The sequence below is a fragment of the Bacillus sp. GMs2/2 genome (genome assembly GCF_050172095.1).
GTDB lineage: Bacteria > Bacillota > Bacilli > Bacillales > Bacillaceae_G > Bacillus_A > Bacillus_A cereus.
On record NZ_JBNLYE010000100.1, the window covers coordinates 1 to 13,909 of the forward strand.

Consider the following 13,909-nt stretch of genomic DNA (forward strand, 5'->3'; position numbering starts at 1 on the left):
AAGATAAGAACATTTTCTGAGTTATGGAGGAAATGTCATGAAAAAAGACAAGAGACATTCTATTCGAGAAGCAATGAAAAAAAACTTAAGAAAAGAATACTTTTACTTAAAAAAAGAATTACTTTTCTACTGCCCAATTGATTTAGGCACATTCTCAAACGAGACATACTATGCTACTTTCGATGAAGATGGCATTAGTATTTATCAGTATGATAAAAAAACAGAAAGTAAATTAAAATTGTGTGAGCGTCATCCGTGGAAGAGTTGGAATAAAGTGAAGATTGATCACTATTTGACAACTTCTCAATTTATTTTTCAGGGTGAGCGAAATTGGATCTTATCTCTTTTTCAAAAAGGAAAAGAAGCTCAAAAAATTATTGAAGAGCATACATCTTTACAAACAGAAGTTGTTTCCCGCTCTTTCTTAAAAAAACTTCCTGGTTTTCGTTCTAATACACCACTGAATAAATACATCGGTAGTATTTGTTACACTGCACTTATTGCATTTTTATTAAAATGGATGATTCCATTTCAAGCACCACAAATCGCCCTGTATTCTATTTCGATTGGTTGTATGCTTCTTGGCCTACTTTGTTTGACAATCGGTTTAATTGAACCGACTATCGTACTGTTTCGAACAAAAGAGAAAACAAGAACAAAAGTTTTTTACTTATATAGCTATTTAGCTATTTCTGGATTTATATGTGTCTTTATTTTTTGGTAAAAGAAGCCGTCCCAAAATAAATTTTGGGACGGTTTTCTTTTAGATATAGATGCTCTAATTCACTCAATAGTTCTAGCAAAAGCGCCCATATAATTTCATTTACATTGAACTTTATTTAAGAAGAACATAAATTTGTTCAAAGTTTAATTTTTGAAATGTTTCCTTCACTTAACATATAATTGTTGATTAGGATAAATTAGCTCTTGCTGCAATCCATTTTTTTCTTTAATTTCCTTAAGTGTCATACTAAATTTCCGTGCAATACTAACTAAAGTATCCCCTTTTTGTACGACATATAATGATGAAGAAACAACTTCATTTCTTTGTTCATTTAAAACAAGCAATGGGTTCATCGCATTCTTTTTCGCCATCGTCCATCTTCCTTGATGAAGTTCTAGATGTAAGTGTGCACCTCGCGATTCTCCCGTGTTCCCTACTTCTCCAATTTTTTCTCCTTTGGAAATATAATCTCCTTGCCCCACATATCTCTTATTTAAATGTGCATATACAGCCTCATATTCTCCGTGTTTAATAAATACAACATTTCCATAACTACTTGAATAATAAGACTTCGTTACCCTACCATCTTGAATAGCTGCCACAGGCGTTCCAATCGGCGCAGCTACATCAATACCATAGTGTTTTCCATGCCTTGTCCCAAAATAATCACTTATCTGACCTTCAACAGGCCATGTCCATCGATTTTCTTCTGCATAAACATGTAATTGAGATACAAACAGCATACTCAATAACATGACGCCGCATTTTAAAACTTTCATATACATCCTCCGTTTTCTAATTACCACCATACCTTCTCTATTTTGGTATATTACAGAAAAAAGTATACAAAAAAAGAAAGTGAATTACTCCACTTCCTTCTCTTTCTTATCACGAAAAACTAATGCACTACGGTTATACTCCACATCTTTCACTTGTAATCGGGCATTTATTACTCGAGCTATCGCAAACAAATAATCAGATAATCTATTTACATACTTTAAGACAACTTCATTTATTTTCACTTCTTTTTGCAATGATACTATAGAGCGTTCTGCTCTCCTTACAACAGTACGTGCAATATGAATAGTAGCCGCCGCCTCGCTACCACCTGGCAAAATAAAGCGTTCTAATGGCGGGGCTTCTTCTATATATAAATCAATCTTTCTTTCTAAACTTTCAACCATCTCAATTGTCACTTTATAAGGAATTTTTTGTTCCACTATTGCCAAGTCTCCTCCGCAATCAAATAGTTCATGTTGAATATTTTCGAGCTCATTGTAAATATCTCTAAAAGCCCCGCCTTGAACCTTAGTCATTGCATATCCAATATGAGAATTTGCCTCGTCTATTGTTCCATACGCTTCCACACGGATATCATCTTTATCAACCCTGCCACCTATTACACTTGTCGTTCCTTTATCTCCTGTTTTTGTATATAATTTCATTTCTTCACAGCACCCTCTCTTGTTATTCTTGATTCGACCAAGATAGAAAAAAGTTCTACCATTCTTTATTTAATTGAGTTTACAAAAAAATAAAAAACAGCAGAACTTTATTCATTATCAACTTTAAAAAAGCATATCTAAATTATACGATTCGGTAAATATACAGAGAATGTAGTTCCTTCTCCAACAACACTTGATACAGAAATTTTACCGTCATGGCCTTGAACAATATTTTTCGCAATTGCAAGCCCGAGTCCTGTTCCACCCTTTTTCCCACGTGTTCTTGCTTTATCAGCTTTATAGAAACGATCAAATAAAAATGGAATATCCTCTTCTGGAATGCCTACACCCGAATCTTGTACTTCAAAAATGAGGCCATTATTTTTCGTATCAATTACAAGCGTTACATGTCCACCCGCATTCGTATGACGAATTGCGTTATCAATCAAGTTCGTCAACACTTGTTCCATCCGATCTGCATCAAACGCATATTCTTCAATCTGATTCCGGAAATCAACTGTTAGTTCAACTTCTTTATCCTTTGCAATCCCTTGGAATTTACGACCAATTTTTTCCACAAACGGATGTATGTCCACTTCACCAATATGTAACTCTACGTGACCGCTTTCCATACGAGCTAAATCTAACAATTCATTTACAAGTTTACCTAAACGAACGGATTCATCATAAATGATTTGAACAAACTCATCTATTTCCTCTTTCGTTTGCACAATATCATCTAAAATCGCTTCACTATACCCTTGCAGCATGACCATCGGTGTACGAAGTTCATGTGATACATTCGCAATAAAGTCTTGACGCATTTTCTCAAGACGACGTTCTTCCGTCATATCTCGCAGTACCGCTACAGCCCCACGAATTTTCGTTTGATTGTAAAGTGGTGTCATAAGAACTACATAGTTCCCTTTTTGTAAATTAATTTCAACAACTTGTTGTTGCTCGCTTTCTACAACGAGATGGAATAGTTCCACAAGTTCAGAAGGTAATTTTTTACTTAACTCTATCTCTTTTTCTTCTTGCCAAACTTGTAAGAAATGTTCAGCCGGTGGATTAATAACTACGACTTCACCTTCTTGATTTAACGTAATAACTCCATCTGCCATACTACTCAAAATACTAGCTAACTGTTCTTTTTCTTGCTGCAAAGCATTCATATTAAACTTCAACTGTTTACCCATTTGATTTAAGGCCGTTGCCAGCTCACCAATTTCGTCCTGAGATACCATAGGAGCCTTTGCATCAAATTTCCCACGTGACACTTCAAAAGCAACCTCACGCATTTTACGAAGCGGTGCTGTAATCCGAGTAGATAAGAAGAACGCAAAGAAAGTTGTTAATATAATCGCAATCCCAGCGGCTAAGAAAATGAAATCAGTCGTTCTCTCCATATCTTTTATTGGCACTTGTAAAGATTCATATACGAACACTGCGCTTTGATTTTTTGATTGCACTGGTTTCCCAACGATCACAATATCATTTTCAGTGCTTTTATTCTTTCTACTATCAGAAGCTTTTCTAATGTTGTTCTTAATTTCTTTTTTGTCCGTAAAAACAGCGGCTAATTCTTTATCTTCTTTTAAATTATCCATTGTAAGGGTGACTAACCCTTCTTGTTTCGGTGAAGAAGAGATTTCCTTGCCATCTTCTACAATAATAATCCTTGAAAGTGGATCAGAGAATTTGTACGCGATGTTCTCAATCGTTTTTACATCGGCACCTTCTTCAATTAATTCCGTAACACTTGTTGCGACTTTTTGAAGTCTATTTTCACTCATATCAACATAATACGTTCTAAAAAATTGTGAAAGTAAAATCGCAACAAATCCAAGAACAAACGAAACGAGAAGTAATATGGTCATCCATAACTTCCCTACTACACTTCTCCAAAGCATCAGTCGTTCACAACCTCAAATTTGTAACCTACACCCCAAACAGTAACAATCATTTTCGCTGCATCTGGTGATTTTTTGCTTAACTTCTCACGTAAACGCTTTACATGTGTATCAACTGTACGTAAATCTCCGAAGAATTCATATTGCCATACTTCTTTTAACAGCTGCTCACGATCGAATACTTTATCAGGAGCTTTCGCTAAAAATAATAGTAACTCATATTCTTTCGGCGTTAAGTTTACTTCATTGCCATCTGCAGTAACACGGTGTGCATCGTTATCAATTGTTAAGTGAGGGAATACAGTAACATCTTTTGTCGTTGTATCTTGTGTAAAGAATGTTGTTGGTACAGCACGACGTAATACCGCTTTCACACGTAGCACGACCTCACGTGGACTAAACGGCTTTACAATATAATCATCTGTTCCAACTTCAAATCCTTGTACTCTATTTACTTCTTCACCTTTTGCTGTCAGCATAATAATTGGTGTCGCTTTCTTCTCACGAACCCCTTTACATACTTCAATGCCATCTTTACCAGGCATCATAAGATCTAATAAGATTAAATCGTAATCATTTTGCAACGCCATTTCTAAAGCTGTATCACCATTATCTGCTTCTTCAATCGTATATTGTTCTCTTTCTAAGTACATTTTCAATAAACGACGAATACGATCCTCATCATCTACAATTAAAATTCTTGATTCATTTTCCATCTCTACCCGCTGCGTACTCTCACCTCAGCGGTTCACACCTACCCTTCTTTAACTATTATGTTGCGCTATTCTCGTTTATTTAAGCAATCTTCTAAATGTTTCACTTCCCATATTATGCTTCACAAGAATAATAAATTTTGTTCAATTTTTTTCCAAAACTATGTATTTTTTTTGAACTGTATATAATGTCCTCGACATCATTTTACAAAATCAACCGCTACTTTGTCATGTTTTTCTCAAAAAAGAAGAAAAGTTGACAAAAATAAAATAGGAAAGTGACATGCACTCTCCTATTTTATTTCTCTATGCATATGAATGTAAACCGGCAATAATTAAGTTTACTACAATAAAGTTAAACATAATGATTGCAAAACCAATTACTGCAAGCCAAGCTGATTTCTCTCCATGCCACCCTTTAGATAATCGTAAATGTAGTACTGCAGCATAAAAGAGCCACGTTATAAGTGCCCAAACCTCTTTCGGATCCCAGCCCCAAAAGCGCGTCCACGCTATTTGAGCCCAAATCATCGCAAAAATTAATGCACCTAATGTGAAAACTGGGAATCCAATTGCAATAGATCGATATCCGATTTCATCTAGTAGATCACTATTCGTATTCTTTACTAACGGCTGAAGTGCCGCCGATACTCGCTTCCGTAAAACGAGTCTTAATACAATATACAGTAATGTTCCAACTAACACTGACCAAATAACAGTATTTAATTTTTTTGCATTTACAATTGCTGGAACTTCAACTGCCGGTTCTAATTTATTTTCTGTCAGTAACTTCCCTTCATGCGGTCCAACTAAAGCCGGAAGATTGTACTTCATTTCCAGTTGTTGTTCATTTTTATCAATCCATTGAAACTTCGCTTCATATTTCATACTAGAAAATACCGTTGTTACTCCAATAAATCCAACTGTACAAACAAGTGTAAATACTACCGTCTCTAGCCAAAATGTACGTTTACTTCTCGTCGATTGATCTACATTTTTCAATAAATACATAACGCCTGTAATAAAACTAATCGCTAAAATGGCTTGTCCTGCTGCTGCAGTCGTCACGTGAATATGTAACCAATTACTTTTTAAAGATGGAATAAGCGGAGATATTTCCCTCGGAAACATACTTGCATAGGCAATTAATAAAAGCGCAACTGGTAATGCAAATAGTCCGATTATGCTTACACGGTACATAAAATACATGACAATAAATGCTCCTACAAGCATCATGCCGAAAAATGTACCGAATTCAAAAAAGTTACTAACTGGCGCATGCCCTGATGCAATCCACCTTGTAACAAAATATACTGTTTGTGCTATAAACCCTAAAATTGTAATCGTTATTCCTACATTTGCCCATTTATGACCCTTTTCTTTAATGGCTCCTCCAAAAAATAGAGTCGCAATTAAATATAAAATAAATGCGGTAAAGAGAAAGTTACTACTTATTTGCACCATATCGTTTCCCCACCTTAACTAATTTTTTTATCAATTACTTTATCATTTGGCTGTGGAATTGCTGTACCTTCTATTACTCTTTCAATATCTTTCTTTAAACCGAACCAATTTTTATTTGTATGCCCTGCAATCCACCATTCATCATTAACACGTTGTATCCAAATACGGCGATGATTCCAATACATACCTTGAATGACACCAACCATAAATATAAATCCTCCAATGCCGAGAATCCAAAGCGTTAAATCTTTTCTTACAGTAAGTGCTGTTGCATTTTGCATTTCAACACCTGCAAACGACATTTTATATTTGTTGTTTCCATCTGGTTCTATATTTTGCTGAATACCAACAAAACTCACTTCACCATCTGGTGTTTCAGGTGTAAACATTTTAAATACAAATGCAGGATTGTTTGGTAATTTCGTTTTCGTATTTGGTTTTCCATTCTCATCAAAATAAAAATCAGGAAAATAGCTTAATAGTTCTAGAGAATAACCAGTTCCTAAATCATATTTTTCCTTAGGATTCGTTAAATCTACTTTAATCGGTCCCCACTTTTGATTATTTTCTTTATTTTGTAAGTTAAAGGACATACTTTTAAATTCACTTTCTTTATAATCCACTTGATACACTGCAAATTGATCAAATTTCAGTGGTTCATTCACTCGAATTTCCGCTTCTTTTACTTTTTCTAATTTCGGTTTTTGTCCTGCTATATTTTCTCCTACTGCTTTATATAATACGGCATTCGTTTGGAAGTTTTTCGCAATCATTTTATCGCCTACACGATCAATCGCTTCATCAAAAACTTCCTTGTCCTTACTTTTATCATAAACTTCTTTTATAAATTTCTCGTTTTTTAAGTAGTATTGTCCATCCGTCCCTGGTATCTCTTTCGTTTCACCGTCACGTAACCAAAGTGCTTCGTCTACGTACATACTCGGTAAAAAACGAAGCATCGCACCGAATAAAAAGATAATAAGACCGATATGATTTACATATGGACCCCAACGCGAGAAGCGTCCCTTTTCTGCTAAAACGTTTCCGTCTTCCACTTTCACGTTATAGTTTCTTTTCTTTAAATTCTTTTGCACTCTTTCCAGGTCACCTTCTTGCGGTGTACCAGTTCCATATAATCTCTGTCTCTTTAAAAAGCTAGGATGTCTTTTTACGCCTTGCTTTTTTAAAGCTTTATAAAGCGGAATAACACGGTCTAAACTACATATCACAAGTGAAATACCGATAGAAGCAATCAAAATCATATACCACCATGAACCGTATAAATTATTAAACCCTAATTGATAGTATAATTGTCCTAAAAATCCGTATTCTTGTTTATAATATTCAGCTGGTGCAATCCCTGGAGTTATGTACATTTCTTGCGGAAAAATAGTTCCTATCGCTGATGCAGCTAAAGTTATTACGATTAGCCATACACCCACTTTTACAGAAGAGAAAAAGCTCCAAATTTTATCGATTATCGTTTTTGTCTGCGTGAGAGATCTCCGTGCACTCCCCTCATAGCGCATATCCAATAGTTTTGTATTTTCATTGCTTTCAAATGGTTTCCCGCAAGCTTCACAAAAAACGGTTCCTATCGGATTAACATGTCCACATTCACATTTAATTTCTTTCAACACTCTCACCGCCCCTGTATCTATATGTACTATTGTATATTCTAACCTCAAGTTACCGCAATACTCAGAATTTTTAAACCAGAGGCACTATAGACACGCACCCCTTATGTAAAGGCTTTCTTTATTACGGAGTAATTTTCTTTAAATACCCTTCTAACTGTTCTTTCGTTTGTTCACCTATAATTTGCTCCACTACTTTTCCATCTTTATCAATCAAAAAGCTTGTCGGTAATGGACCTACTCCATATGTTCCTATAATCTTTTGTCCTTTATCAATGGCAACTGGGAATTTCAAACCATACTGGTTCACAAAGTTCTTTACTGCAATATCCGTTTCATCTGCATCTAACGCTATGATTTCAACACCTTTTTCTTTATACTTTGGATATAATTCATTCATATAAGGCATTTCTTTTTCACAAGGTTTACACCACGTGCCCCAAAAGTTTAAAAATACACCTTTTCCCTTTAAATCTTTTAGTTCAATTTTCTTCCCTTCTAAATCCGTCACAACAAAGTTAGGTGCTTCTTTTCCGATTTGCATTTTCTCTTTATTAGCAAAGAATCCTTGATAAAGGGTAAATCCTACAGCACCACATAAAATGAGTAGAATAATAACGCGAAATAATAAGCGATTTTTCTTCATATTACTTCTCCTCTCCTCGATAAATGTTATGTATTATCTTCTGTAAATGTTGTATTGAATAAATCACCAGCAGAGCACTCCACTGGTGAATTTTTAACTCTATAGCTTATCTTGGCTTTGTAGAAGCAAGCGCGCGTAATTGTTTCACCTCATGTGGTGTCAATTCTCTCGCATCACCAGGTCGCAGGCTTCCTACTTCTAAGAAAGCATAACGTTCACGTTTTAATTTCACTACTTTACAGTCTAACGCTTCAAACATACGACGTACTTGACGATTACGTCCTTCATGAATTGTTAATTGTACAATAGCCATCTCTTTACGCTTGTCCCAAGAAATAATTTTCACACGTGCTGGTGCTGTTTTACCGTCTTCTAACGTAACACCGCGTTCTAACATGCGAATTTTCTCACCTGTTAATGGCCCTTTTATTTTTGCAACATATGTTTTTTCAACTTTATATCTAGGATGCATTAATACGTTTGCGAAGTCCCCATCATTTGTCATTAATAATACGCCAGACGTATCATAATCTAAGCGTCCGATTGGGAATAAACGTTGTGTAATTTCCGGGAAAAAGTCCGTTACAACACTTCTTCCTTTATCGTCTGATACACTTGAAATTACGCCAGTTGGTTTATATAGTAAAAAATAAACAGGTTCTTCTTTTTCAAGAGGGATGTTATTTACTTCTACTTTATCTTGAGGAGTTACTTTTGTCCCTAACTCCTTCACTATTTTTCCATTAACTTTCACTTTTCCTTGCTGAATTAATTCCTCAGCCTTTCTTCTCGATGCAATACCTGCTTGCGCAATCACTTTTTGTAATCGTTCCATTTCTTTTTTTCACCTCGAATTTATCTTACCTTACATTAGAAAGACTTGGCAACCGCATACGCTTTACGGCTATTCGCTTCATCTTACTTAAACAACATAGCGATGATAATAAACATATAAAGGTCAAATCATGTTTTTACCTTTTATTATTGTCCATATTTTTCATATTTCTCACAATAAAAGTTCATCATTTTGTCAAAAATACCACATAAAAAAACCACTATTAAGCTACACCTTAATAGTGGTCGTATACGTATTATAAGCGAAATAGCGTAAAAAATGAATAGTATTACTGAAACAATAAAGAAACGAACACAATTGAGCATATAATCCCGATTAAATCTGCAAAAAGTCCTACTTTTAGTGCATCACCCATTTTTCTAATCCCGACCGCTCCAAAATATACAGTTAAAATATAGAAAGTCGTATCTGTGCTCCCCTGCATCGTAGAAGCCAATCTCCCAATAAACGAATCTGGCCCATATGTGGCAATTAAATCGGTCGTAATACTTAAACCAGCAGAGCCTGAAATAGGGCGTATAAGTGCTAGTGGAACAATTTCTGCTGGAACATGGATCAAATCTAACATTGGCTTCATTACCGATATCATTGCGTCTAACGCACCTGAAGACCGGAATATAGAAATAGACACAAGCATTCCAACCATAAACGGTAAGATGGAAATTGCAATTTGAATCCCTTCTTTTCCTCCCTCAACGAACGATTCATACGTCGGTACTTTCTTTATTGTGCCATATAAAAGGATAAAACCAATTACACAAGGAATTACCCATAAGGAAATTGTATTTACAATACTCATTTTTTCCGCCCCTTTCTACTCCTTCTTCGGTAAAAATAGCGGTCAATCCAAATTGCTCCAATCATAGAAAGTACTTGTGCAATAAATGTTACCCCAACAATTTCAGTAGGATTCGCTGATTCATACGTCATTCGAATGGAAATGACTGTCGTAGGAATTAATGTAATGGCTGATGTATTTAATGCTAGAAACGTCACCATAGAACGGCTCGCCGAATCCTTTCCTCCATTTAACTCTTTCAGTTGTTCCATCGCTTTAATACCAAGAGGGGTTGCTGCATTACCTAGACCAAAAAAGTTTGCCATCATATTTGATAGAATAAATCCCATGGACGGATGATCCTTTGGTATTTCTGGAAACAACCTTTTTACTATCGGCATAAAAAGTGTAACTAATTTTTTTAACAATCCGGCTTCCTCTGCAATTTTCATTAAACCGAGCCAAAATACTAAAACACTAATAAGTCCTATACAAATCGTTACCGCATCTTTTGCTCCGTCAAATACAGCTTTATTCACTTCTTCCATCGTGCCATTTATCATGGCGTATACAATCCCAATGACAGCCATCGCTACCCATACGAGATTAACCATCGTTCCCAACACCTATCATGTAAGAAAAAATTTCTTTCACATTATTCCAGTAAAGTCCCGTTGTAGCTACTAACTTCCGTTTACTATAAAATAAATTCCGTTCTCCAACTTTTTCATTACCAACATAAATGTCTGTCTTCCCAACCTTTACTCCATCCGTAAGTTTTATACTTTTATGGAGTTCAACTTTTAATACTACGTTCTTTTTTTCTTCTTCAGTTAACGGTACCGAAAAACTATTTTTCGTATAAACATGGTTGGCATACTTCTTTTCATTTATTTCAGCAATTGCTCCTTGTCCTAAAACTTTCGTTTGTTTGAAACGTTCAAAACCTTTATCAAACAAATTCATATGATCATCCCAATCACTAGAGGCACTCAAAGTTACGACAATTAAATCTAGTCCATCTTTTGATGCCGTTGTCACAAGCGTTCGCCCAGCTTTCTTCGTAAAGCCTGTTTTTCCTCCTGTTGCAAATTCATAATAAGACGTTACCAGCTTATGTTTATTTTTCCACGGGTAATCCCAAGAATCTGATTTATATGTTTTGGTTCCAAAGATTTTCTTAAATGTCTCGTTTCCCATTGCATATTTCGTTAATAATGCCATATCGTAAGCCGACGAATAATGTGATCCATCTCCATCTAAGCCATGAGGGTTTGAGAAGTGCGTATCTTTCATTCCAATTTCTTTCGCTTTTTGATTCATTAAATATACGAATCCATCTATACTCCCACCCACACTTTCAGCAATTACTTGCGCTGCGTCATTACCAGATCTAAGCATGAGTCCGTATACTAAATCTTCTAACTTCACTTTTTGTCCAGGCTTTAAATAGATTGCCGATCCTTCCACCCTCACCGCTTCATTACTAACTGATACCATTTCTTTCATCTTCCCTGATTCAGCAGCTAATAAAGCGGTCATAATTTTTGTTATACTAGCAATTTTTTGAGGCTCATGTTCTGCTTTTCCGTATAATACACGACCAGACTGTTGCTCCATTAATACAGCATTTCGAGCACTGACATTGCTGTTCATCTTTGCATATGTAGGAATCGGCATAACGCTTGCATACATCATAAGAAGCGTAATGATTACACAAATTCGTCTCATATTTCCCCCCACGTCCTTTTGGCACTTTTTGTACAAGTGTATGCTTGGCCTTTTAAAATATGAACGAAATCTTCCTTCTACTTCCATTAAAAAAGACGCAGAGAATTTGCGTCTAATATGGTGTCCATTCAATTTGTTTCGCAGTTTCAAACCTTTTTTCTACATCAGGCCAATTTACAACATTCCACCAGTTTTTAATATATTCATCTTTTCGATTTTGGTATTGTAAATAATACGCATGTTCCCAGACATCTAGTACAAGGAGCGGTATCGTATCCCATTGTGTAAATAATTGATGAAGTGTACTTTGCAAAATTTCTAACCTTCCAGACCGGGGTACCCAAACGAGAATTGCCCAGCCTGAACCTTCTACTTTAGAGGCCGCTTCTGTAAAATGTTTTTGGAAACGTAAAAAGCTCCCAAAATCTTGTTCAATTTGTTGTGAAAAAGCTCCTCTTGGACTTCCACCACCGTCTTTTTTCATGTTATTCCAAAATATCGTGTGTAAGTAATGACCTGACCCATGAAAAGCCGCTTCCCTTTCCCAATGCTTAATTAAATCAAATTTATTTGTTTTTCTCGCTTCTTCCATCATCTTCTCTGCTTTATTTAACCCTTCCACGTAACTCCGATGATGTTTATCATGATGTAACATCATAATTTCTTTAGAAATATACGGTTCTAATGCATTATACGGATAAGGTAATGGCGGGAGTGTATGTCCTCCAATCGGGACAGCTCGTTCACTATCCCCTCTTTCATATAATTCATATTCCTCTTCTTCTTGCATAAATACTTCCTGCAAGTGATGCTGAATATGTTCTACATCATCGCTTATTTCATACATAAACTCTGCATCTGTTTCATACTCATGCTCTTTCATACGCTCTAATAACGTCTGAATTTTATAGGCAAGCATATGGACATCATACACTTCCATTGCGCGGCTATCTAATACGTGAAGAACACTTTCACACCAATTTTCTACTTCATGAAAGTAATCTGTAAATACACCTTGCTGATTCATGTTGCACCTCCCTAATGCTATCCACTTAACTATATTCAATGAAAATCCCTTATATAACTGTACAAAAGGAAAAGAAGCTAAGTAACCTTAGCTTCTTTTCCTCAATCAATATTTGTGTAACATCTTTGTCTGATAATCCGTCTCATAATATTCTAGTTCTTCACGCATCAATTGAAATTTACCTTCTAAATTCTTCATCACTTGCTCCAAAGATGCAGGTGGTGTTTGTTGAAAAACGATAGAATTTTTCCCTGTATATGCAGACCGACTATTTTCATACCAATGATCACTCTTCGGTGAAAAAAACTCTGCAATTACTTGATGGTAAATCTTATATAAAATTTTTTCAGCTGCTGTTTTTCGAAATGGCTGGCTATTCAACAAAACAAAACATGCATCCTGTCCTTCTTCGCAAAAAACGAGAAGTCGTCTCATTGATGCTAATACCCCTTTATAATATTGCTCATTCCCTGCTGGTGTTTCCTCTAATAAAGAAGGTAACGTATGATAATTTACATAATTGGTTATCAAATGAATAGCATCTTCTAAAAATATAGAAACTTGTTCTGTTTGATTTTCAACCATCAAATTAGACATTTTTCTCTCTCCTTTGCCATTTCACGCTATTTCTACTCTTTTATTTTTATGTAATTCAGCCAATATTTCTTGTACTTTCGACACCGTTCCCTCATCAAAATATTGTTGAAATTCTTCCATATTATTTAAATACAAACGTTTTTGCGCACGAAGCTCCTTATCTTTCACTAAACAACATATCGCTACAATATCACGCAAATATATGTTTTGTTCTTCTACTTTATACACTGGATTTCCTTCAAAAGGAGTAATTTCTTGTAAAACTTCTTCAAAATATCGAACGTATAAAACCGAAAAAGTTTTCTCTTTACCATTTAATATATATGTCACTTCAGATCTGTTAAAAAAATCTTCTGATGTATTAGGTTTCGCTTTTTC

15 protein-coding genes are annotated in these 13,909 nt (G+C 35.4%); 1 reads left to right on the forward strand and 14 read right to left on the reverse strand.

The features are described 5' to 3' along the window. Positions 1-37: 37 nt before the first annotated feature. Positions 38-724 carry a hypothetical protein gene (locus ACQGS6_RS14300; RefSeq protein ID WP_000710837.1) on the forward strand — a complete coding sequence of 229 codons (687 nt, stop codon included), beginning with the start codon at positions 38-40 and terminating at the stop codon, positions 722-724. A 164-nt stretch (positions 725-888) separates the two neighbouring features. On the opposite strand, the gene ACQGS6_RS14305 is transcribed toward ACQGS6_RS14300, so the two are convergent. The 14 genes from ACQGS6_RS14305 to ACQGS6_RS14370 all read right to left on the reverse strand — a co-directional run. Continuing rightward, a complete protein-coding gene (locus ACQGS6_RS14305; protein WP_000866125.1) occupies positions 889-1,503 on the reverse strand; it encodes a peptidoglycan DD-metalloendopeptidase family protein in 615 nt (204 codons plus the stop codon). Between the two features lie 84 nt (positions 1,504-1,587). Next, positions 1,588-2,169, reverse strand: a complete 582-nt coding sequence (locus ACQGS6_RS14310; RefSeq protein WP_000781277.1) for a cob(I)yrinic acid a,c-diamide adenosyltransferase — start codon at positions 2,167-2,169, stop codon at positions 1,588-1,590. Between the two features lie 137 nt (positions 2,170-2,306). Next, entirely contained in the window at positions 2,307-4,082 is a 1,776-nt protein-coding gene (gene resE, locus ACQGS6_RS14315) for a sensor histidine kinase ResE (protein ID WP_000964697.1), read from the reverse strand. Continuing rightward, entirely contained in the window at positions 4,082-4,798 is a 717-nt protein-coding gene (gene resD / locus ACQGS6_RS14320) for a DNA-binding response regulator ResD (protein ID WP_000426861.1), read from the reverse strand. Before resD ends, resE begins: the two co-directional genes overlap by 1 nt. 303 nt (positions 4,799-5,101) lie before the next feature. After that, positions 5,102-6,259 carry a cytochrome c biogenesis protein ResC gene (gene resC / locus ACQGS6_RS14325; RefSeq protein WP_000250081.1) on the reverse strand — a complete coding sequence of 386 codons (1,158 nt, stop codon included), beginning with the start codon at positions 6,257-6,259 and terminating at the stop codon, positions 5,102-5,104. Positions 6,260-6,273: 14 nt separating this feature from the next. Continuing rightward, entirely contained in the window at positions 6,274-7,899 is a 1,626-nt protein-coding gene (gene resB / locus ACQGS6_RS14330; RefSeq protein WP_000910547.1) for a cytochrome c biogenesis protein ResB, read from the reverse strand. 121 nt (positions 7,900-8,020) lie between these two features. Next, positions 8,021-8,542: a thiol-disulfide oxidoreductase ResA gene (resA, locus tag ACQGS6_RS14335; RefSeq protein WP_000742194.1), complete on the reverse strand. Its 522-nt coding sequence runs from the start codon at positions 8,540-8,542 to the stop codon at positions 8,021-8,023. Between the two features lie 106 nt (positions 8,543-8,648). After that, the gene (gene rluB / locus ACQGS6_RS14340; protein ID WP_000440556.1) at positions 8,649-9,377 is read right to left on the reverse strand and encodes a 23S rRNA pseudouridine(2605) synthase RluB; all 729 of its coding nucleotides are present in this window, start codon (positions 9,375-9,377) and stop codon (positions 8,649-8,651) included. A 289-nt stretch (positions 9,378-9,666) separates the two neighbouring features. After that, positions 9,667-10,197, reverse strand: coding sequence for a spore maturation protein SpmB (spmB, locus tag ACQGS6_RS14345; protein WP_000029514.1), 531 nt, complete (start codon positions 10,195-10,197; stop codon positions 9,667-9,669). After that, positions 10,194-10,790 (reverse strand): spore maturation protein SpmA, encoded by a 597-nt coding sequence (gene spmA, locus ACQGS6_RS14350; RefSeq protein WP_000247811.1) that lies wholly within the window; start codon positions 10,788-10,790, stop codon positions 10,194-10,196. The genes spmB and spmA overlap by 4 nt, the downstream gene beginning before the upstream one ends. Next, a complete protein-coding gene (locus ACQGS6_RS14355) occupies positions 10,783-11,907 on the reverse strand; it encodes a D-alanyl-D-alanine carboxypeptidase family protein (protein ID WP_001252636.1) in 1,125 nt (374 codons plus the stop codon). The genes spmA and ACQGS6_RS14355 overlap by 8 nt, the downstream gene beginning before the upstream one ends. Positions 11,908-12,019: 112 nt before the next feature. Further along, positions 12,020-12,934, reverse strand: a complete 915-nt coding sequence (locus tag ACQGS6_RS14360; protein ID WP_001075739.1) for a superoxide dismutase — start codon at positions 12,932-12,934, stop codon at positions 12,020-12,022. Positions 12,935-13,039: 105 nt separating this feature from the next. After that, entirely contained in the window at positions 13,040-13,531 is a 492-nt protein-coding gene (locus ACQGS6_RS14365; RefSeq protein WP_426965244.1) for a YpuI family protein, read from the reverse strand. A gap of 21 nt (positions 13,532-13,552) precedes the next feature. Continuing rightward, positions 13,553-13,909: hypothetical protein (locus ACQGS6_RS14370; RefSeq protein WP_426965245.1), on the reverse strand; the 357-nt coding region annotated here is incomplete at its 5' end.

Coding starts and splice junctions, on each gene's coding strand:
- ACQGS6_RS14310 (WP_000781277.1), bottom strand. CDS start 2,169: ATGAAATTATATACAAAAACAGGAGATAAAGGAACGACAAGTGTAATA.
- ACQGS6_RS14360 (WP_001075739.1), bottom strand. CDS start 12,934: ATGAATCAGCAAGGTGTATTTACAGATTACTTTCATGAAGTAGAAAAT.
- rluB (WP_000440556.1), bottom strand. CDS start 9,377: ATGGAACGATTACAAAAAGTGATTGCGCAAGCAGGTATTGCATCGAGA.
- resC (WP_000250081.1), bottom strand. CDS start 6,259: ATGGTGCAAATAAGTAGTAACTTTCTCTTTACCGCATTTATTTTATAT.
- spmA (WP_000247811.1), bottom strand. CDS start 10,790: ATGGTTAATCTCGTATGGGTAGCGATGGCTGTCATTGGGATTGTATAC.
- resD (WP_000426861.1), bottom strand. CDS start 4,798: ATGGAAAATGAATCAAGAATTTTAATTGTAGATGATGAGGATCGTATT.
- ACQGS6_RS14305 (WP_000866125.1), bottom strand. CDS start 1,503: ATGAAAGTTTTAAAATGCGGCGTCATGTTATTGAGTATGCTGTTTGTA.
- spmB (WP_000029514.1), bottom strand. CDS start 10,197: ATGAGTATTGTAAATACAATTTCCTTATGGGTAATTCCTTGTGTAATT.
- ACQGS6_RS14355 (WP_001252636.1), bottom strand. CDS start 11,907: ATGAGACGAATTTGTGTAATCATTACGCTTCTTATGATGTATGCAAGC.
- resE (WP_000964697.1), bottom strand. CDS start 4,082: ATGCTTTGGAGAAGTGTAGTAGGGAAGTTATGGATGACCATATTACTT.
- ACQGS6_RS14365 (WP_426965244.1), bottom strand. CDS start 13,531: ATGTCTAATTTGATGGTTGAAAATCAAACAGAACAAGTTTCTATATTT.
- resA (WP_000742194.1), bottom strand. CDS start 8,542: ATGAAGAAAAATCGCTTATTATTTCGCGTTATTATTCTACTCATTTTA.
- ACQGS6_RS14300 (WP_000710837.1), top strand. CDS start 38: ATGAAAAAAGACAAGAGACATTCTATTCGAGAAGCAATGAAAAAAAAC.